Raw genomic sequence first — 19,842 nt, 5'->3', positions numbered from 1 at the left:
ACCAGCCCGGTGATGGAAAGGACGAGGTCGAGGCGCTTGCGACTCATGGTTACTCCCAGGTGCAGCCCGCACGGCGGGGAAATTGGTTGACGGGTCAATCGTTCGGTAAGCGCACGCTGCGAGGACAGGGCCGAAGGTCCGCATGTGCGCCAGACGAACGTCCTGGAGCTGTTCGCCAGAGCCCGCGAACGGCGGCGACCCGCCAACGGTTGGGACCGCCGGTCCAGCGACGTCGAGCCACGCAACTACCGTTCACCGAAACGTCCGTGGTGGGCCACTGACGGCGTCTCCCTTGAGCACCTCGGCGCCGATAACCGAGTCGCCGGGGTCCGTCCTCGAGCTGGCCACGATGACCGAGTATCCACATCTCGTCGAGATCGGGGGACACGCGCGCAGGTCCGGATACAGCGTCGATCGGGAGTTCAGGTACGGCCTGGATCTCATCTTCGACGCACTGGAACAGACCGCGACAGCGGCGGCTGGCTGAGTCGGGAGCACCCGAGACTCGAACATCCGGGGTTCGGTCGTCTCCGGGAGGCACTGCCTGCGCTTCGGATGGTGCCTGTGGGCGCCCCCCGCGTCGACGCGCTGAGGGGCCCGTGGCTTCGTCGATGTGCGTCAGATCGTGATGGCGAGTTTGCCGCGGGCGTGGTGGGTGGCGAGGTGGCGCAGTGCGTCGGGCACCTCGGCCAGCGGGTACGTCCGCTCGACGGACGGGGCGACGGTCCCGGACTCGATGAGCGACGTCAACTCGGCGATCCCCCTGTTCGGCTTCGCCGAGACGGTGACGAGGCGTTGCGGTCGGGCGGTCATGGATCTGATCACAACGGCGGCGATGGTGGGGAAGGGTCCCATCAGCCCACCCTCCCCAGGTCCCTTGTCGGGGGAGGTGCCCACCGACAGGTACACCCCCGATGGCGTGAGGGCCCGGCGGGTGTCGGCCAGCCGGTGGGTGACGACGACGTCGACGATGACGTCGTACAGCGCCCCGAGGGTCGTGTAGTCGGAGTGCTGGTAGTCGATCACGCGGTCGGCGCCGAGGCTCGTCACCAGCTCGGCGTTGCGCCGGCTGCACACGCCCGTCACCTGCGCGCCCTGCGCCTTGGCGATCTGAACGGCGAAGTGGCCCACCCCGCCGGAGGCGCCGCTGACCAGGACGCGCTGCCCGGGCTGGATCTGGGCCTTCTCGAGCGCCTGCCAGGCCGTGAGCCCGGCGAGCGGGACGGTAGCAGCCTGCTCGAACGACAGGTTTCCGGGCTTGCGCGAGAGCTGGGCCGGGTTGACGGCCGCGTACTCGGCGTAGGCCTGCGTGGCCTCGCCGTAGACCTCATCGCCCGGCCGCAGCCCGGCGACCTCGGCGCCGACCGCCTCCACGACGCCGGCGAGGTCACGGCCCGGGACCTGCTTACGCGGCCGGCGCAGCCCCGTGACCGCCCGGATCAGGCCCGGTCGACCGGTCACGACCGCGAGGTCGGCCATGTTCACCGACGACGCCCGGACACGCACGAGCACATCCCGATCCCCGATCACCGGCGGCTCGATGTCGGCCAGCCGCAGAACATCTGGGCAGCCGTACTCGTGGTACACGATCGCCTTCATCCAGGCACCTCCCAAGGCAACTGCGTCGCGGGCGCCAAACCCCATCCAACTCCTATCCCGATCGGCCGCACGCGCCGGGAGGGCGCCGCGCCGCAGGTGGAGGACCGTCGCCACTTCCCCCACGAGCCAAGGCGCTCCCGGCCACCAAACGGCGGCGGGCACCCAAGGGCGACACCAAAACCGCCACAAACCGCGCGTATCCGTCCGCGTCCGCCCCACCCATAGGGTCCCAGTTAGGGTCCCTGAACAAATCACAGGCCCGATGCAAGATCGTGGATCAAGCCTCTGACGCGAAGATTCGCGGTGCGCTGTACAAATTGCATAAGAAACACGTCGAGCGCCGTGAATCTTCGCGCACCACGGTGCGCCGGAGGCGCCGCGTTGCTGACCTGCGCATTCCCTGGGTGGAGCTAAGGGGACTCGAACCCCTGACCCCTTGCCTGCCGAGCAAGTGCTCTACCAACTGAGCTATAGCCCCAGGTGCCCTCGCGGGCTGGGTAAGAATAGCCGGTCCCCCCGACCGGAACGAAACCGCCCGCACCGCCGGCCCGCGGGCCCGGACGTCGCGGTCAGCGGTCGTCCCCGACGACCGGCTCCGGCAGCGAACCCGCGTTGTGCTCGGTGAGCCGAAACCGGCCGGCGCCGACCTCCTCGATCACCGACCACGCGCAGTTGGCCAGCCCGCCGAGCACACCCCATTGGTCCAGCGGCAGTCCGAGCAGCCGGCCGAGCGCCGCCCGGGTGGTGCCGCCATGGGTGACCGCGACGAGCACGCCGTCGTCGGGCACGCCGGCCAGGTGCTCCAGCAGGGCCGCGGCCGAACGGTCGGCCAGCTCAGTGCGGCTCTCCCCGCCGCCGGCCCGAACGTCCCCCCCGGACCGCCAGGCCCGGTAGCTGGCGCCGTCCACGGCCTCGATCTCGCTCCCCAGCCGACCCTGCCAGCTCCCGGCGTGCAGCTCGCGCAGCCGCGGGTCCGGCCGCACCGACAGCCCGGTGAGCGCGGCCAGCGGCTGGGCCGTCTCCCGCGCTCGCAGCAGGTCCGAGGCGACGATCACACAGGGTGGGAAGGCGGCCACCAGCCGGGCGGCCTGCCGGGCCTGCTCCCGGCCCACGTCGTCCAGCGGGACGTCGGTTTGCCCCTGGAACCGGTTGGCCATGTTCCACGCCGTCCGGCCGTGCCGCCACAGCACGACCCGGCGCACGGTCAGGGCCGTCCCTGCGCCGCCACGGCCGAGCGCCCGGCCCTGACCTCGTCCGGGAGTGCGATGACCGGGCAGTCCTTCCAGATCCGCTCAAGCGAGTAGTAGGCCCGCTCCTCGCCGTGCTGCACGTGGACGACGAAGTCGACGTAGTCCAGCAACACCCACCGGCCGTCGCGCTCACCCTCCCGGCGCACCGGCTTGACCCCGTGCTCGCGCAGCAGCCGCTCCTCGACGGCGTCCACGATGGCCTGCACTTGGCGCTCGTTGGGCGCCGAGCACAGCAGGAACGCGTCAGTGATCGCCAGCTGGTCGCTGACGTCGAACGCCACGATGTCCGAGGCGAGCTTGTCGGCGGCGGCGAGGGCGGCGGTCTCAACGTGGGTGAGGACCTCAGGGGTGGCGGTCACAGGCAGGCTTCCCGGTCTTTCGGACGGCGGCAGGACCCCCCCAGCGTCTCACGCCTTGAAGTCGGCTCCCACGATGACGACGACGTCGGCGATGGTCTGGCCCTGGGCCGCGATGCGCAGGCTGGACTGCGGCAGCCGCAGGGCGGTGGCCACGTCGGCCCCCTCGCGCCGGGACTGCTCGGACGCGTCCGGGATCAGCACCACCGACTTGGCGTAGCCGAACTGCGCGGCGTTGCCCCCGTTGACGTAGGTCAGGCCGGCCGCGATGAGCCGCTTACGGGTGGTCTCCCCCAGCCCGGGCGTGCCCACGCCGTTCTGCACGAGCACCCGCACCGGGCCGGACGCGCGGACCGGCGGCCGCGACCCGGACAGCTGGCTGGTGACCAGCTGCTCGGCCTGCACCTGGTCGAGCACCGACGCCGGCTCGGCGGCGCCGGTGTCCAAGCTGCGCACCGGCAGGTTCTGGTAGGTCATCTGCTGGTCGCGCTCGTCCGACTTGAGGCCGAGCAGGAAGGTCGCCAGCTTCTGGCCGGATAGGGACGCATTCGACCCTGGGCCGAGCTTGGCGACCAGCGCACGCAGCTGGTCGGGCTGGCTGGGCAGCTGGGCGACGACCTGCTGCCAGACCTCGCTGAACCGGGCCAGCCGGCCCTGTTCGGGCTCCCCCGAGCCCAGGTAGCTGGCGTAGACGACGGCCAGCGCGCCGTTCAGCTTCTGCGGGCCAGGCGGGATGAGGACGGTCGCGCCGCCGTTCGCGGTGGGGCGGGTGACCTGGGCCTGCGCGTTCACCTGCACCCCGCCGACCGCGTCCACGAGGGCGGCGAAGGCGGCCGGCTGCAGGGTCCAGGACTCGTCGACGAGGACGCCGAGGGCGTCGGAAAGCGCCAGCGCCGCGCCCGAGGTGGTCCCCAGCGCGGACGCGTCGCCGAAGCTGGACGAGCCGAAGCCCGGCACGTTGACGACCAGGGCGCTGGGCACCAGCACGCCGGCCCCGCTGCCCCCGGACGCCGTGTCGTGGGCCAGCAGCACGCTGGACTGGGCCACGTTCTTGGCCCCGAGCAGCTGCAGCAACAGCGTGGACTGGGTGCGCGCGGGGGCGCCGGCCGGGGTGTCGCTCTTCCTGCCGGAACCCGGGCCCACCAGGAAGGCGACCGCGGCCGCCAGCACGACGAGCACCGCAGCGCCCGCGATCAGCTTGGTGCGCCGGGACGCGCGCTGCTGCCGGGCCTCCCGGGCCGCCACCCGCGGCGGGGGCGGCGGGGGCAGGACGGCGGTGGCGAGCAGCAGCGGGCCGGCGTCGACCGAGGCCGAGACCGAGGCCGGAGCGGCGTCGATCTCCTCGGCGGCACGCCGGTGCTTGCCGCTCATCGGCCGCTCAGCTGGCCGTAGAGGCCGCGCTTGGCGATGTACTGGACGACTCCATCGGGCACGAGATACCAGATCGGCCGATTCAGTCGGATTCTTTCGCGACAAGCGGTACTGGAAATTGCCAGCGCGGGGATTTCGACCAGGCTGACCCGCCCCTTGGGCAGCCCCGGGTCGGCCAGCGCGTGCCCCGGACGGGTCACCCCGATGAAGTGGGCCGAGCTCACCACCTCGTCGGCGTCCCGCCAGGAGACGATCTGGGAGAGCGCGTCCGCCCCGGTGATGAAAAACAGCTCGGTGCTCGGGCCCCGCTCGGCACGCAGCTCACGCAGCGTGTCCACTGTGTAGGTGGGGCCGCCCCGGTCGATGTCGATCCGGCTCACGCTGAACCGGGGGTTGGACGCGGTGGCGATCACCGTCATGAGGTAGCGGTCCTCGGCTGCGCTCACGTCGCCCCGGGTCTTCTGCCACGGCTGACCGGTGGGCACGAAGACCACCTCGTCCAGGGCGAACAGCGCGGCGACCTCGCTGGCCGCCACCAGGTGGCCGTGGTGGATCGGGTCGAAGGTGCCGCCCATGACCCCCAGCCGGTGCGCCTCCACGCAGGGAAGGCTAACCGTCCGCGCGCGCTCAGCCGGGCAGCGCGACCCGCGCCTCGCCGGAGTACACCGTGATCCGCCCGTCGCGGACGAACCCCACGAGGGCCATCCCGAACTCCCGGGCCACGTCGACGGCCAGGCTGGACGGCGCGGACACGGCGACCAGCGCGGGGATCCCCGCGGTCAGCGCCTTCTGGACGATCTCGAAGGAGGCCCGCCCGCTGACCACCAGCACGGTCCCGGTCAGGGACGGCGCGCCGCCGAGGAGCGCCCAGCCGATCACCTTGTCCACCGCGTTATGCCGCCCGACGTCCTCCCGCACGACCAGGGCCGTCCCCGTGTACGGGTCGAACAGGCCGGCGGCGTGCAGGCCACCGGTCCGGTCGAACACCTCCTGCCGGGCCCGCAGCTGCTCGGGCAGGCCGGCCAGCCAGCCGGGGTCCAGCCGCTCGTCGGCGTCCGGCTCGGGCAGCGTCCGGCCCAGCGCGCGCAGGTCGGCCACCGTCTCCCGGCCGCAGACGCCGCAGGCGCTGGAGACCACGAACCCGCGCGGGGCCAGCCCGGTGACCCGTTCCGCCGCGGCGCCGGACAGCTCAGCGGTGACCACGTTGAACCGCTCGTCCGGCTCCAGGTCGGCGTCCGTGCAGTAGCGCAGCGAGCGCAGGTCCTCCGGCCCGGTGACGACACCCTCACCGTGCAGCCAGCCGGCAGCGAGCTCGAAGTCCGCGCCCGGCGTGCGCATGGTCACCGCGAGCCGCCGGTCCCCGGCCCGGATCTCCAGCGGCTCCTCGGTGGCCAGCTGCTCCTCGCGGCCGCGGACGTCCGCGCCGTCGATCCGCAGCCCGCGCGTCCTGGTCACCGGGCCAGCCATCCTCGCACCGTACCCGCTGCCGACTTGCCAGGGTGAGGACGACGTATAGCCCGTCGTCACCCTGACAGGTGACGGGTGACGAAGTGCTCGAGCTGCGCGACCGTGCGGCACTCCACCATGTCCATGACCTCGGCGTAGGCGAGCGCTGAGGAGTCCCCGCTGCCCCACTGGCCGCGCGGCTCCGGGTTGAGCCAGTACGCGTGCCGGGCCTCCCCGGCCAGCCGCCGGAGCACCGGCAGCGCCGGGCTGCGGTAGTTCGTCCGCCCGTCCCCGAGCACGAGCAGCGACGTGCGCGGCGTGATCGCGTCGGCGTAGCGCTCGGCGAACACCTCGAAGGCGTGCCCGTAGTCGGAGTGCCCGTCGAACCAGACCAGCTCGGCCTCGCGGGCCATCCGAGCCAGCGCGTCGGGCAGGTCCTCGGCCCGGTCCAGGAACCGGGTCACCTCGTCGGTGGTGTCGATGAACCCGAACGCGCGGACCCGGGTGAACTGCTCCTTCAGCGCCCAGGTGAGCAGCAGCGTGAAGTGCGCGAACGACGCCACCGAGCCGGACAGGTCGCACAGCACCACGAGCTCCGGCTTGTGCGGGCGGCGCGGCCGGTGGTGGGTGGTGATCGGGACCCCGCCGCTGCCCAGGGACGCCCGTACGGTCCGCCGCACGTCCAGCCGCCCCGACCGGCCGGACCGGCGTTGCGCCGCCAGCCTGGTCGCCAGCCTGCGGGCCAGCGGGTACACCTGCCGCCGCAGCGCGAGCAGGTCGTCGCGGGAGGCACGCAGGAAGTCGACCTGGTCGACCAGCGGCCGGACGGCGGTGCGGGCGACCTGCTCGGCGCCCTTCTCCTCGGCCAGCCGCCGCCGGATCTCGCCCTCGACGGCCTGCTCGAACGCACGCACCCGCTCCCGAGCGGCGACCCGGGCGACCTCCTCGGTGAACGCCGTCCGCTCGGTCCCCCCGCCGCCAAGCAGACCCTCGATCAAAGCGGCCACCAGCGTGTCCGGGGAGATCGCCCGCAGCACCCGGTAGCCGAAGAACGACTGCCGGCCGGGGCGGCTCTCGGCGCGACCGAACGCGGCCACCGCCTCCCTGGCCAGCCGGGCGACGGCGGCGTCGTCGCTGTCGAGGAGCGCGTCCAGCAGCCGGGCCCGGAACTGCTCGTGCAGGTCCCCGGCCGCACCGGAAGGCTCCGCCGACGCGTCGCCCGACGCGTCGCCCTGGTCAGCCACCCCCGGCTCCCCCACGAGCGGCGGGAACCACAGGTCGAACAGCGCGTCGAACGCGGGCCGGTGGGCCGGCCGCTTGAGCAGCGTCGCGGCGAGAGCCGCGCGCAGGCCGTCCCGGTCGAGCAGGTCGACGGCGACCATCGCCGATGCGGCGTCCAGGGTCTCGGCGACCGACACCGGCACCCCGGCCGCCCGCAGCGCGTGCACCAGGCCCAGCGCGCGGTCGAGCAGGCCGGCGCTCACGGGCAGCCTCTCAGCGGTCCTTGTTCAGCCGGGTGACGATGAACAGCGCGACGAGGAGCACGACGAACGCGCTGATCCCCATGACCAGAGGCGCCGGGGTCTCGTGCGGGAAGAACTCGGCGGACGCCGGCAGGGCTGCGTGGATGTTCGCACTCATGGCGGGCAGCGTATCGGCCGGACTCCGGCAGGTCAGCGCATCAGCGCCGCAATCTCGTCCAGCAGGGTCCGGGACAGCTCGGCGCGGCAGACCAGCAGGTCCGGCAGGGACACGTCCGGCTGGTTGTAGACCAGCGGCGAGCCGTCCACGCGGGAGGCGTGCAGCCCGGCCGCCAGGGCCACCGCCACCGGGGCGGCGGAGTCCCACTCGGACAGGCCGCCGGTGTGCAGGTAGGCGTCCACCTCGCCCCGGACCACGGCGGCCGCCTTCACCCCGGCCGACCCCATGGGCACCAGGTCGAGGTCCAGCCGGTTCGCCAGGGCGCGGGCCAGCGCGGGTGGCCGCGAACGGCTCACCGCGAGCCGCAGCCGCCCCGGGAGCGGGCCGGACGGCGTCGTCGGGGCCGGGTCGGTGGACAGCAGCACCCCGAGGTCGGGCAGCGCGACCGCACCGACGGCCAGCGAGCCGCGCTGCCACAGGGCCACGTGCACCGCCCAGTCGGCGCGACCGCGGGCGAACTCCCAGGTGCCGTCGAGCGGGTCGATGATCCAGACCCGGTCGGCCGTGAGCCGGGCCCCGTCGTCAGCCGCCTCCTCCGACAGCACGGCGTCGGCGGGCCGCTCCGCGGACAGCCGGGTGTCCACCAGTCGCTGGGCCTCCCGGTCACCGAGCGCACCGAGCTCACGCGGCTCGGCGGCCGGGTGGTCGTCGCGGACGGCGAGCAGCAGCTCCGCGACCTCGGCGGCCAGCCGGGTGGCTAGCTCGGCGTCCTCACTGGGCACTCAGCGGCGCCCGGTCGAAGTCGACGCCGTCCCCGCGCAGCGCCCACCGCAGCCGGTCGCGGCGGACCCGTTCGGCGTGCCGGGCGATCCAGAAGCACAGGGCGGCCAGCGGCAGCTCGATGAACAGGGCCGAGCCGAACGCGCTGAGCATCTGGCCTTGGCCGTGGGAGGTCATCACGTCGAACCACGCGTCCACCACGAGCAGCGTCCCGGTCATCACCGCGGGGATCTGGACAGAGTCGCGTCCGCGCAACGCCACCCGGCCGGTCCGCGCCAGCATGATCACCAGCAGCACGTCGAAGCCGACCCAGGCCATCCGGTAGTGGCCGGTGTACTGGTGCTTAGGCAGTGTCACGGCCAGCACGCCGATCCACGGGACGGTTAGCGCCGCGAGCACGATGAACGACGGTCCCACCCAGCGCGGCGCCGGCGCCGGTGGGTCCGGCTGCCCGACCGCGGTGTCAGCCTCTGACATGCCCGTCCCCCGTCACCACGTAGGTCGTCGAGGTCAGCTCCGGGAGCCCCATCGGGCCGCGGGCGTGCAGCTTCTGCGTGGAGATCCCGATCTCCGCGCCGAACCCGAGCTCGCCGCCGTCGGTGAACCGGGTGGACGCGTTCACCATCACGGCGGCGGCGTCCACCCCGGCGATGAACCGCCGGGAAGCCGGGCCGTTCTCGGTGACGATCGCCTCGGTGTGCCCGCTGCCGTGGCGGCGGATGTGCGCCAGCGCGGCGTCCAGGTCGGGGACGACGGCCGCGGCGAGGTCCAGCGAGAGGTACTCGGTGTCCCAGTCCTCGTCGGTGGCCGGCACGAAGGCCACCCCGGCGTCCCCCGCGTACCCGGCAACGGTGTCGTCGCCGTGCACGGTCACCCCGGCCTCCCGCAGCGCCTCGAGCGCCACCGGCAGGAACCTGGGGGCGACCGCCTGGTGGACGAGCAGGGTCTCGGCCGCGTTGCAGACGCTGGGCCGCTGCGCCTTGGAGTTCACCAGGATCCGCACGGCCTTGGCGAGGTCGGCGTCCGCGTCGACGTAGACGTGACAGTTGCCCACCCCGGTCTCGATGACCGGCACGGTCGACCCCTCGACCACGCTTCGGATCAGTCCGGCGCCGCCGCGCGGGATCAGCACGTCGACCAGTCCGCGAGCGGTCATCAGGTGCTGCACCGACTCCCGGGAGGTCCCCGGCACCAGCGTGACGGCGTGCCGGGGCAGGCCGGCGGCCTCGAGGGCGTCCTGCATGACGGCGACGAGCGCCGTGTTCGACGCGCGCGCGGACGACGAGCCGCGCAGCAGCACCGCGTTGCCGCTCTTCAGGCACAGCCCGGCCGCGTCGACCGTGACGTTGGGCCGAGCCTCGTAGATGATCCCGATGACCCCCATGGGCACCCGGACCTGGCGCAGCTCCAGGCCGTTCGGCAGCCGCGACCCGCGGACCACCTCGCCGACCGGGTCCGGCAGGTCCGCGACCTGGCGGAGCGCGGCGGCGATGTCGGCCAGCCGGCCCTCGGTGAGCGCCAACCGGTCGGTCATCGCGGCCGGGGTGCCGTCGGCCCGGGCCCGCTCGACGTCCTCGGCGTTGGCGGCCAGCACGGCGGCCGACTCCTTCTCCAGCGCGTCGGCCATGGCGAGCAGCGCGGCGTCCTTGGCCGCACGGGTCAGCGGGGCCAGCAGCACGGCGGCGTCCCTGGCCAGCCGGGCCGCCTCGAGGACGGCGGCGCGCTCGTCGATCGGGTCACTCATCCTGGAAGGGTAGCCGCCCACCCAGCGGGGAGCAGCCTCAGCCGCCGCCGAAGGGGCGGACGGCGCCGGCCGGCGCGAGCCGCACGTCGAGCTCGCCGCGGGCGCCGCGCAGGCTGAACGTCTCGCGATCGATGACCTCCAGACCCACGACGCTCCAGGGCGGCAGGCCGGCGCTGAGCCGGTGCTCGCCCCACAGCCGCAGGGCAAGGGCTGCGGCGTCCTCGAGTCGCTCGGCCTCCTCCCAGTACCGCACCTCGGCGCAGTCGGCCGAGTAGCGCCCGGCGAGCAGGAAGGGCCGTTCGTGCTGCAGCCGCTCGAGCCCGGCGCGTACCTCGCCTGGGGGGACGGCGGCCCCGTGCACCGTGAGGGTCACGTGCCACATCCGGCCGGCGGGGCCAGCGCTGGGGCTGGAGCTGGGGCTGGAGCTGGAGATGGGGCTGGGCAGAGCACCGTGCACGCGCCCTCCCTGTCAGCCGTGCAGCACCACCAGGTCGTCGCGGTGGACGACCTCCCGCTCGTACCCCGGGCCGAGCTCACGAGCCAGATCCCGGGTCGACCGGCCCAGCAGGCCGGGCAGTTCCGACGCATCGAAGTTGACCAGACCGCGGGCCACCGTGCGACCGGTTTCGTCCAGAAGGTCGACCGGGTCCCCGGCCTGGAACCGACCGTCGACCGCGGTGACCCCGGCCGCGAGCAGCGACATCCGCCGCTCCACTACGGCCCGCACGGCGCCGGCGTCCAGGTGCAGCCGGCCCTGCGGCGCCGTGGCGTGGGCCAGCCACAGCAGCCGGGTCGCCGTCCGGTGCCCGGTGGGCTGGAAGTGCGTGCCGACCGGCTCCCCACGCAGCGCCGCGCCGGCCCGCGCGGCCGACGTCAGCACGACCGGGATGCCGGCGGTCCCGGCGATCCGCGCCGCCTCGACCTTGGTCACCATCCCGCCGGTGCCGACCCCGGAGCGGCCGGCCCGGCCCAGCCGGACGTCGACGAGGTCCTGCGGGCCTCGCACCTCGGGGAGCAGCCGGGCGCCCGCACGGCCCGGGTCGCCGTCGTAGAGCCCGTCGACGTCGGAGAGCAGGACCAGCAGATCGGCGTGCACCAGGTGGGCCACCAGGGCGGCCAGCCGGTCGTTGTCCCCGAACCGGATCTCCTGGGTAGCCACGGTGTCGTTCTCGTTGACGACGGGGACGGTGCCCATCTCCAGCAGCCGCTGCAAGGTGCGCTGGGCGTTGCGGTAGTGGGTGCGGCGGACGACGTCGTCGGCGGTCAGCAGCACCTGCCCCACCGTCAGCCGGTGCCGGGCGAACGCCGCCGTGTAGTGGTGAAGCAGCAGGCCCTGGCCCACGCTCGCGGCCGCCTGCTGCGTGGCGAGGTCCCGAGGACGCTGGACCAGCCCCAACGGGGTGAGCCCCGCGGCGATGGCACCGGAGGAGACGAGCACCACCTGGACGCCGGCCTCGAGCCGGGCCGCGACCTCCTCGACCAGCAGTCCGACGGCGCCGACGTCGAGCGCACCGTCCGCCGTCGTGAGCGAGGACGACCCGACCTTGACGACGACCCGCCGGGCCGCCACGACGTCCTTTCGCACGCCTACCGCCGGTCGAGCCGCGCGTCCGTGCCGCGCGGACCGGGCAGCAGCTCGGCACCCGCGGACATCGTCGGCTCCCAGTCGAAGACCACCGAGTCGTCGAGCGGGCCGATGAGCACCGCGTCGCCCGTTCGGGCCCCGGCCGCGCGCAGCGCGTCCTCGACCCCGAGCCGGGCCAGCCGGTCGGCCAGGTAGCCGACCGCCTCCTCGTTGGAGAAGTCGGTCTGCCGGACCCAGCGCTGCGGCTTCTCGCCGATGACCCGGAACCGGTCGCCCTCGCGCACCACCCGGAACCCGACCTCGTCGACGGCCTTGGGCCGCAGCACGATACGGGTGACCTCCGGCTCCGCCGCCGCGGCCCTGGCCGACCGCACGATGTCGGCCATGCCGAAGCCGAGGTCGCGCAGCCCCTCGTGCGAGACGGCGCTGACCGCGTACACCTGGTAGCCACGGGCCTCGAGGTCGGGCCGGACCAGCTCGGCCAGGTCGCGGGCCTCGGGCACATCCACCTTGTTGAGCACCACGAGTCGGGGCCGGTCGGCCAGGTCGGTCGCGTAGTCGGTCAGCTCGTTCTCGATCACATCGAGGTCGGACGACGGGTCGCGGTCCGGCTCGAGGGTGGCGCAGTCCAGCACGTGCACGAGCACCGAGCAGCGCTCCACGTGCCGCAGGAAGTCCAGCCCGAGGCCCTTGCCCTCGCTGGCCCCGGGGATCAGCCCGGGCACGTCGGCCACGGTGAACCGGAAGCCGCCCGCGTCGACCACGCCGAGGTTGGGCACCAGGGTGGTGAACGGGTAGTCGGCGATCTTCGGCTTGGCCGAGGACATCGCGGCGACGAGCGAGGACTTGCCGGCGCTGGGGTAGCCGATCAGGCCGACGTCCGCGACGGTCTTGAGCTCCAGGACGATGTCGGCGCTGTCGCCCGGCTCGCCGAGCAGCGCGAAGCCGGGCGCCTTGCGCCGCGGCGACGCCAGCGCCGCGTTGCCGAGCCCGCCGCGGCCACCCTGGGCCAGCACGTATCGCGACCCGGCGCCCACCAGGTCGGCGAGCACCTCCCCGTCGGCGGTGGTGACCACCGTGCCGTCGGGGACCGCGAGCACGAGGTCCTCGCCGTCGGCGCCGTCCCGGTGGCCGCCCTGGCCGGGTCGACCGCTGGTGGCCCGCCGGTGCGGCGCATGGTGGTAGTCCAGCAGCGTGGTCACGGACGGGTCGACGACCACCACGACGTCGCCGCCGCGGCCACCGTTACCGCCGTCCGGACCGCCGAGCGGCTTGAACTTCTCCCGGTGCACCGAGGCGCAGCCGTGGCCGCCGTCACCGGCGGCGGCGTACACGACGACGCGGTCCACGAAGGTCGCCATGCTCGTCTCCTCTCGCCGGTCGGTCGGGTGCTACGGGGCCGTTCCTGCTGCGCTGCTCATGAGCCGATCATGCAACGAGGGCGGTGCCGGTCACGCAGACCGGCCCGCCCTCGCGGCCACAAACTGTTGCTCGTCGGGGCGGCTACTCCCCCGCCGGGACGATGTTCACGACCCGACGTCCGCGCCGGGTCCCGAACTCCACCGCGCCCGCGGTCAGCGCGAACAGGGTGTCGTCGCCGCCGCGCCCCACGCCGGCGCCCGGGTGGAAGTGCGTGCCGCGCTGCCGGACGAGGATCTCGCCGGCGCTGACCAGCTGGCCGCCGAACCGCTTGACGCCGAGCCGCTGGGCGTTGGAGTCGCGCCCGTTCCTCGAGGAGGAGGCGCCCTTCTTGTGAGCCATGGGTCGTCGACCTACTTCGTCTCGATGCCGGTGATCTTGACCTGGGTCAGCGACTGCCGGTGGCCCTGCCGCTTGCGGTACCCGGTCTTGTTCTTGTACTTCAAGATGTCGATCTTGGGACCCTTGGTGTCTCCCAGGATCTCGGCGGTCACGGTCACGCCGGCGAGCGCCGAGGCGTCGCTGGTGACGGTGTCGCCGTCGACGAGGAGCAGGGCAGGAAGCGTGACCGTGCTACCGGCCTCGCCCTGGAGGCGGTTGACCTCGAAGACGTCGCCGACGGCGACCTTCTCCTGGCGGCCACCGGCACGGACGATCGCGTACACCGCGGTACTCCTGTCTTGCTGGTTCGACGGGCGTCCGACCGCGCCCGCGAGGGGCCCGGACGACGACGTGATGACGACGTGATGGTCGGCGCGCGCACAGCACGCCAAAGGACAAGGGTACGGACCCGTGCCACGAGGGGTCAAACCGGGGCGCACCCTCCGCCGGTGAGGTCGGCGAGGCGGACCACGCGGTCGCCCACGAGCTGGGCCTCGACAATGTCGTGGGTCACATGGATGGCCGGGGTGCCCAGGCGGTGCAGCAGCGCCCGGACGTCGACGGCGAGCCGGTCGCGAAGCTCCCGGTCGAGCGCGCCGAACGGCTCGTCCAGCAGCAGTAGCCGGGGGTTCGGGGCCAGCGCCCTGGCCAGCGCGACCCGCTGCGCCTCCCCGCCGGAGAGGGTGACCGCCCGGCGCCGGGCGCAGCCGGCCAGGTCGACCAGGGCCAGCAGGTCCTCCACCCGGTCGGCGGCCTCGGTTCGCGGCATCCCGGCCGCCCGCAGCCCGTAGGCCACGTTGCGACCGACGTCCAGGTGCGGGAACAGCAGCGGGTCCTGGAACACCAGGCCGAACCCCCGGCGGTGGGTCGGGACCGCCGTCAGGTCCTCGTCGTACCAGCGGATCCGCCCGGACGCCGGCACCTGCAGCCCCGCGATCACCTGCAGCAGGGTGGACTTGCCCGACCCGCTGGGCCCGAGCAGGCAGACCACCTCGTCCGGCTGCACCGCCAGGCCGACACGGTCCAGCAGCAGCCGCTCGCCGTAGTACACCGTGACGTCGGACACGGTCAGCGCGGCGGTCACATCTGCCCCGCGTGGCCGCGGCGCAGCCGCTCGGTCGAGAGCATCACCGCGGCCGTCACCACCATGAGGACCGTGGCCAGCGCCATGGCCGCACCGTACGGCTGGGCCCCGGGCCGGCCGAGCAGCCGCACGATCTGCACCGGCAACGTCGGCGCGTCCGATCGCGCGAGGAACGCGGTGGCGCCGAACTCCCCCAGCGACACCGCGAACGCGAACCCGGCGGCGATGCCCAGCGCACGGGACAGCAGCGGCAGGTCGACCGTGCTCCAGGCCCGCAGCGGGCCGGCTCCCAGCGACCCGGCCACCTGCCGCAGCCGCGGGTCCACCGACCGGAGAACGGGCAGCACGGTGCGCAGCACCAGCGGGACGGCGATCAGCGTGTGGCCGAGCGGGACCATGATCCAGGAGCCGCGCAGGTCCAGTGGCGCCTGCGCGAACGTGATGAGCAGGCCGAACCCCACGGTCACCGCGGACGTGCCCAGCGGCAGCATGACCGCGGTGTCCAGCAGCCGGGCACCGCGACGGGCGTACGCCACCGCCATGGCGGCCAGCCCGCCGATCAGCACGGCCAGCACCGCAGCCACCACGGCGTAGGTCAGGGAGACCCGCAGCGAGGCCAGCGGCGGGGCGTACCTCGTCGTCCCGGCGTCGATCGAGTCCAGGGCCCGCCACCAGTCCAGCCCCCACCCGCCGTCCACCCGGACCGAGCGGAGCACCAGGGCCGCCATCGGCGCGACCAGCAGCACCAGGATCGTCGCCAGCACGCCGGCGAACAGCAGCCGCTGACCCGGCCGACGCGGGCGCACCAGTGTCTCGGTGGGGTCGGCCCGCAGCTTCTGCCCCACCGCCAGCCGGGACTGCAGGCTGGCGGAGACCAGCAGCACCAGCCCGAGCCCGGCGATCTGCAGGACGGCGAGCGCCGAAGCCCCAGCCAGGTCGAGCAGCTGCGCGGTGCGCTGGTAGATCTCCACCTCGAGGGTCACCGTGGTGGGTCCGCCGAGCACCAGCACGACCCCGAACGACGTGAACGTGAACAGGAACACCAGCGCGGCCGCCGCCAGCACGGCCGGGCGCAGCAGCGGCCAGGTGACCGTGCGCAGCACCCGCCAGGGGCTGCCCCCGAGGGTTCGGGCGGCCTGCTCGTAGCGCGGGTCGATGTGCGCCCACAGGCTGCCCACCACGCGCACCACCACGGCGTAGTTGAAGAACACGTGCGCGACCAGGATCGCCCCCAGCGTGCCCACCCACGCGGCGGGCAGCAGCGCCCGGAAGGCCAGCCCGACCACCACCGTGGGCAGCACGAACGGCACCGTCGCGACGGCGAGCAGCAGCCGGCGGCCGGGGAACGCGTAGCGGTTGAGGACGTAGGCGCCGGGCAGCCCCACGAGCAGGGTCAGCACCGTGCTCAGCACCGCCTGGCCGAAGGTGAACCCGATGACCCGCCAGGTCTCCGGCCGGCTGAGCACCTGCAGGGACTCCGACGACAGCCCCCGCGCGATGATCCTGACGACCGGCCAGCCGAAGAACAGCGCCAGGAAGGCCAGCGGCACGATCGCGAGCAGCCACGCCGGCAGCGGGCGGGACACCGCGGTCGGCGTCTCCGACCGCACCGGGTCAGGGGCGAGAACCGAGGTCAGCGCAGCACCGCCGACGTCCAATCGTCCACCCAGCGCTGCCGGTTCTTGGCGATGTCGGCCGGCGGCAGGGTGAGCGGCTGCTTCGGGGTCGCCGCGAACTTCTGGAAGACCTCCGGCAGCGGGGTCCCGGCCCTGGCCGGGAACACGAACATCGACAGCGGGACGTCCGCCTGGAACGCCGCGGTGAGCATCCAGTCGACGACGGCGCGCGCCGCCTGCTCGTGCTCGGTGCCCCGCAGCACCCCGGCGAACTCGACCTGCCGGAAGCACCCGTCGCTCATCACGCTGGTTGAGGGCCTGGTGGGCTTGGGGTCCTTCGCGTAGACGATCTCGGCCGGCGGGCTGGACGCGTAGCTGACGACGATCGGCTTGGTGCCACCCTGACTCCCGCCGGAGAACGCGCCCTCGTACGCCTCGGTCCAGCCGTTGACCACCTGGACGCCGTTGGCCCGCAGCTGCTTCCAGTAGTCGAGGTAGCCGCTGTCCCCGTAGCGGGCGATCGTCGCGAGCAGGAAGGCAAGCCCGGGGGACGACGTCGCCGGGTTCTCCACGACCAGCAGTCCCTTGTACTTCGGGTCGGTGAGGTCCGCCAGCGTCTGCGGCGGCAGGACGCCATGCGCGGCGAACCACCGGTCGTCGAGGTTGACGCAGACGTCGCCGTAGTCGATCGGGGTGACCGCGTAGCCGGGCACCAGTGCAGCCAGCTCAGGCCGAACTTCGCCGAGCGCCTGCGCCCGGTAGGGGGCGAACAGCCGGGCGTCCAGGGCACGGGAAAGCAGCGTGTTGTCGACCCCGAACAGCACGTCGCCCTCGGGGTTGCCCGCGGTGAGCACCGCCTTGTTCACCACTTCTCCGGCGTCCCCGCCGGTGACCACCTTGACGGTGATGCCGGTGCGCGCCGTGAAGGCGTCGAGCACCTTCTGGGTGACCGCGAACGAGTCATGGGCGAGCAGGGTGACCGTGACCGGCGCAAAGCTGGCCGCCGGTGGGGAGCCGACGTCCGCGGCGGTGCTGGCGGCGGTCCCTCCCCCGGACCCGCCCGCGCAGGCCGCGAGGAGTAGCGCGGATACGGTGGCACCGAAGACGAACGTGAGGCGCCGCATGGCCGATCCCTCCGCTGGCATTACCCAGATCAGGTGTGAGGGTCGGTGGTGGCGGCCACCCTCTCAGCCCGGCGTTCCTCCGAGCTCCCCTGGTTGGTCCGGTTGTTCGGCGTCCAACCTACTCGGGGTGCTACCCCGCAGCAGCCTCCGGGCCGGTCTCCTTCTTGCCCCGCCGCCGACGACGCGGAGTCTCTGCCGGCTCCTCGACGCGAGGCGCGGCCTTGGTCTCCACCGGTTCCAGGTGGGTGAGGATCCCCCGGCCCCCGCAGTGCGGGCACGGCTCGGAGAACGCCTCGACCAGGCCCTGCCCGATCCGCTTGCGGGTCATCTGGACCAGGCCGAGGGAGGTGACCTCGGCGACCTGGTGCTTGGTGCGGTCGCGTCCCAGGCACTCGGCCAGCCGGCGCAGCACCAGCTCGCGGTTCGACTCGAACACCATGTCGATGAAGTCGATGACGATGATGCCGCCGATGTCGCGCAGCCGGAGCTGGCGGACGATCTCCTCCGCGGCCTCGAGGTTGTTCTGGGTCACCGTCTCCTCGAGGTTCCCCGACCCCTTGCCGGTGAACTTGCCGGTGTTCACGTCGACGACGGTCATCGCCTCGGTGCGGTCGATCACCAGCGAGCCCCCGGAGGGCAGCCACACCTTGCGGTCCAGACCCTTGGAAATCTGCTCGTCGATGCGGTAGGCCGCGAACACGTCATCCTCGCCCTGGTACCGCTCGGCACGCTCCATCAGCTCGGGCGCCACGTGGCCGACGTAGGCCTCGACGACGTCCCAGGCGTCGTCCCCGGCCACGATGAGCCGCGCGAAGTCCTCGTTGAACAGGTCCCGGATGACGCGGACGGTGAGGTCCGGCTCGCTGTACAGCGCGGTCGGGGCCGACGCGGTCTTGGACTTCTTGGCGATGTCCTCCCACTGGGCCTGGAGCCGGCTGACGTCGCGCGTGAGCTGCTCCTCGGTGGCGCCCTCCGCCGCGGTCCGCACGATCACGCCCGCGTCGTCGGGGACGACCGACTTGAGGATCCCTTTGAGCCGGGCCCGCTCGGTGTCGGGCAGCTTGCGGCTGATCCCGCTCATCGAGCCGTCGGGCACGTAGACGAGGAACCGCCCAGCCAGGCTGATGTTGGCGGTGAGCCGGGAGCCCTTGTGGCCGATCGGGTCCTTGGTGACCTGCACGAGAACGCTGTCCCCGGACTTCAGTGCGTGCTCGATCCGCCGCTGCTGACCATCAGCGAGGCCGGCGGCGTCCCAGTTCACCTCACCGGCGTAGAGGACGGCGTTGCGGCCACGACCGATGTCGACGAAGGCTGCCTCCATGCTCGGCAGCACGTTCTGCACCTTGCCGAGGTACACGTTGCCGACCATCGTCGAGGAGGACCCCGAGGCCACGTAGTGCTCGACCAGGACGTCGTCCTCGAGGACCGCGATCTGGGTGAGGTCGCCGCGCTGGCGGACCACCATGACCCGGTCGACCGACTCGCGCCGAGCCAGGAACTCGGCCTCGGTCAGGACCGGGGGTCGCCGCCGGCCGGCCTCACGGCCCTCCCGACGGCGCTGCTTCTTGGCCTCCAGCCGGGTGGACCCGCGCACGGCGGCGGCGGTGTCGCTCTCGACCTTCCTGCGCGGCTCACGGACGTGGACGACGGTCCGCTCCGGGTCGTCCGGCCCCAGGGTGCCCTCGAGCTGGCCCTCGGCACTGGTCCCCCGGCGGCGACGGCGACGACGGCGGGTCGCCGACGAGCCGGTCTCGCCCTCCTCGGTGTCGGCGTCGGCCGCCGGTCCCGCCTCGGCGACGGCACCCTCGGAGGTCGGCTCGACACCCGGTTCGGTCTCCTCGCCGGAGCCGTCCTCCCCGTTCTCGCCGGCCGGCTTGCGGCGGCGGCCGCGCCCGCCGCGGCGGCGACGCTTGCGGCGCGGGCCTTCCGGGCCTTCTTCGCCCTCTACGTCGCCGTCCTCACCCTCCGACTCATCCTCAAGGTCAACTTCAGGTTCAGCCTTGGGGACGGGGGCGATGGCCCTGCCGGCTGCCGCGACCTCTTCCTCGATCTGCTCCTCGGGCTCCTCGATGGGGGCGACCTCCGGCGCCTGGAACATGGCCGGCACGCTCGGCGCTGCCGCGCGGCGTCGGCGGGTGGCCGGCGCCGCAGCGGGCTCTTCCGCTGCCGTCGACGCCTCGACGGGTGGCCCCGCGGCGAACGGGTCGACCACGGCGGCCGCCTTGCGGGTGCGCTTGCGGGCCGGAGCGGCAGCCGCCGCCGGTTCCGCTCCGGCCGGCTCGGGAACCGGCTCGGCGGCCGGCTCGGCAACCTGCGCAGCCTTCGCGGCCGCCTTGCGGGTGCGCTTGCGCGGGCCGGTCGGCGCTGGCTCTGCCGCCTCGGGTGCCGCCTCGGGTGCCGCCTCGGGTGCCGCCTCGGGTGCCGCCTCGGGTGCCGCCTCGGCGGC

20 protein-coding genes, 1 tRNA gene and 1 riboswitch are annotated in these 19,842 nt (G+C 73.4%); all 21 genes read right to left on the bottom strand.

Features of this window, described 5'->3' with window-relative positions:
• Positions 1 to 618: 618 nt before the first annotated feature.
• Positions 619 to 1,599 (bottom strand): NAD(P)-dependent alcohol dehydrogenase, encoded by a 981-nt coding sequence (locus VIM19_08225; GenBank protein HEY5184870.1) that lies wholly within the window; start codon positions 1,597 to 1,599, stop codon positions 619 to 621.
• A 405-nt stretch (positions 1,600 to 2,004) separates the two neighbouring features.
• Positions 2,005 to 2,077: transfer RNA gene (locus VIM19_08220), tRNA-Ala, on the bottom strand.
• A gap of 91 nt (positions 2,078 to 2,168) precedes the next feature.
• Positions 2,169 to 2,801, bottom strand: a complete 633-nt coding sequence (locus VIM19_08215) for a histidine phosphatase family protein (GenBank protein HEY5184869.1) — start codon at positions 2,799 to 2,801, stop codon at positions 2,169 to 2,171.
• 2 nt (positions 2,802 to 2,803) lie between these two features.
• Complete coding sequence (rsfS, locus tag VIM19_08210) at positions 2,804 to 3,208, bottom strand: ribosome silencing factor (GenBank protein HEY5184868.1); 405 nt, start codon at positions 3,206 to 3,208, stop codon at positions 2,804 to 2,806.
• A 48-nt stretch (positions 3,209 to 3,256) separates the two neighbouring features.
• Entirely contained in the window at positions 3,257 to 4,576 is a 1,320-nt protein-coding gene (locus VIM19_08205; GenBank protein HEY5184867.1) for an LCP family protein, read from the bottom strand.
• Positions 4,573 to 5,175, bottom strand: coding sequence for a nicotinate-nucleotide adenylyltransferase (nadD, locus tag VIM19_08200; protein ID HEY5184866.1), 603 nt, complete (start codon positions 5,173 to 5,175; stop codon positions 4,573 to 4,575). The genes VIM19_08205 and nadD overlap by 4 nt, the downstream gene beginning before the upstream one ends.
• A gap of 28 nt (positions 5,176 to 5,203) precedes the next feature.
• On the bottom strand, positions 5,204 to 6,043 hold the full coding sequence (fdhD, locus tag VIM19_08195; protein HEY5184865.1) for a formate dehydrogenase accessory sulfurtransferase FdhD: 840 nt from the start codon (positions 6,041 to 6,043) through the stop codon (positions 5,204 to 5,206).
• A 56-nt stretch (positions 6,044 to 6,099) separates the two neighbouring features.
• Positions 6,100 to 7,506, bottom strand: coding sequence for a VWA domain-containing protein (locus tag VIM19_08190; protein ID HEY5184864.1), 1,407 nt, complete (start codon positions 7,504 to 7,506; stop codon positions 6,100 to 6,102).
• Positions 7,507 to 7,516: 10 nt separating this feature from the next.
• Positions 7,517 to 7,663 (bottom strand): hypothetical protein, encoded by a 147-nt coding sequence (locus VIM19_08185; GenBank protein HEY5184863.1) that lies wholly within the window; start codon positions 7,661 to 7,663, stop codon positions 7,517 to 7,519.
• 32 nt (positions 7,664 to 7,695) lie between these two features.
• Positions 7,696 to 8,445 (bottom strand): 3'(2'),5'-bisphosphate nucleotidase CysQ, encoded by a 750-nt coding sequence (locus tag VIM19_08180; protein ID HEY5184862.1) that lies wholly within the window; start codon positions 8,443 to 8,445, stop codon positions 7,696 to 7,698.
• The gene (locus VIM19_08175) at positions 8,435 to 8,920 is read right to left on the bottom strand and encodes a hypothetical protein (protein HEY5184861.1); all 486 of its coding nucleotides are present in this window, start codon (positions 8,918 to 8,920) and stop codon (positions 8,435 to 8,437) included. The genes VIM19_08180 and VIM19_08175 overlap by 11 nt, the downstream gene beginning before the upstream one ends.
• The gene (locus tag VIM19_08170; protein ID HEY5184860.1) at positions 8,907 to 10,187 is read right to left on the bottom strand and encodes a glutamate-5-semialdehyde dehydrogenase; all 1,281 of its coding nucleotides are present in this window, start codon (positions 10,185 to 10,187) and stop codon (positions 8,907 to 8,909) included. The genes VIM19_08175 and VIM19_08170 overlap by 14 nt, the downstream gene beginning before the upstream one ends.
• Before the next feature lie 37 nt (positions 10,188 to 10,224).
• Complete coding sequence (locus tag VIM19_08165; protein ID HEY5184859.1) at positions 10,225 to 10,620, bottom strand: hypothetical protein; 396 nt, start codon at positions 10,618 to 10,620, stop codon at positions 10,225 to 10,227.
• Positions 10,621 to 10,656: 36 nt separating this feature from the next.
• On the bottom strand, positions 10,657 to 11,772 hold the full coding sequence (gene proB, locus VIM19_08160) for a glutamate 5-kinase (GenBank protein ID HEY5184858.1): 1,116 nt from the start codon (positions 11,770 to 11,772) through the stop codon (positions 10,657 to 10,659).
• Positions 11,773 to 11,774: 2 nt separating this feature from the next.
• Positions 11,775 to 13,133, bottom strand: coding sequence for a GTPase ObgE (gene obgE / locus VIM19_08155; protein HEY5184857.1), 1,359 nt, complete (start codon positions 13,131 to 13,133; stop codon positions 11,775 to 11,777).
• Positions 13,134 to 13,275: 142 nt separating this feature from the next.
• A complete protein-coding gene (gene rpmA, locus VIM19_08150; protein ID HEY5184856.1) occupies positions 13,276 to 13,533 on the bottom strand; it encodes a 50S ribosomal protein L27 in 258 nt (85 codons plus the stop codon).
• 11 nt (positions 13,534 to 13,544) lie between these two features.
• Complete coding sequence (rplU, locus tag VIM19_08145) at positions 13,545 to 13,856, bottom strand: 50S ribosomal protein L21 (protein ID HEY5184855.1); 312 nt, start codon at positions 13,854 to 13,856, stop codon at positions 13,545 to 13,547.
• A gap of 140 nt (positions 13,857 to 13,996) precedes the next feature.
• Positions 13,997 to 14,656: an ABC transporter ATP-binding protein gene (locus tag VIM19_08140; GenBank protein ID HEY5184854.1), complete on the bottom strand. Its 660-nt coding sequence runs from the start codon at positions 14,654 to 14,656 to the stop codon at positions 13,997 to 13,999.
• Positions 14,653 to 16,266 (bottom strand): iron ABC transporter permease, encoded by a 1,614-nt coding sequence (locus tag VIM19_08135; protein HEY5184853.1) that lies wholly within the window; start codon positions 16,264 to 16,266, stop codon positions 14,653 to 14,655. Before VIM19_08135 ends, VIM19_08140 begins: the two co-directional genes overlap by 4 nt.
• Before the next feature lie 23 nt (positions 16,267 to 16,289).
• Positions 16,290 to 17,396: a thiamine ABC transporter substrate-binding protein gene (locus VIM19_08130; GenBank protein HEY5184852.1), complete on the bottom strand. Its 1,107-nt coding sequence runs from the start codon at positions 17,394 to 17,396 to the stop codon at positions 16,290 to 16,292.
• 6 nt (positions 17,397 to 17,402) lie between these two features.
• Positions 17,403 to 17,487: riboswitch (TPP riboswitch) on the bottom strand.
• Positions 17,488 to 17,526: 39 nt separating this feature from the next.
• On the bottom strand, positions 17,527 to 19,842 hold a 2,316-nt coding region (locus tag VIM19_08125), incomplete at its 5' end, for an Rne/Rng family ribonuclease (protein HEY5184851.1).

This window comes from Actinomycetes bacterium (assembly GCA_036510875.1).
In the GTDB taxonomy this organism is placed as follows: Bacteria; Actinomycetota; Actinomycetes; order Prado026; family Prado026; genus DATCDE01.
Note: the sequence above shows the minus strand (reverse complement) of the source record. Positions and strands in the feature narration are given on the sequence as shown.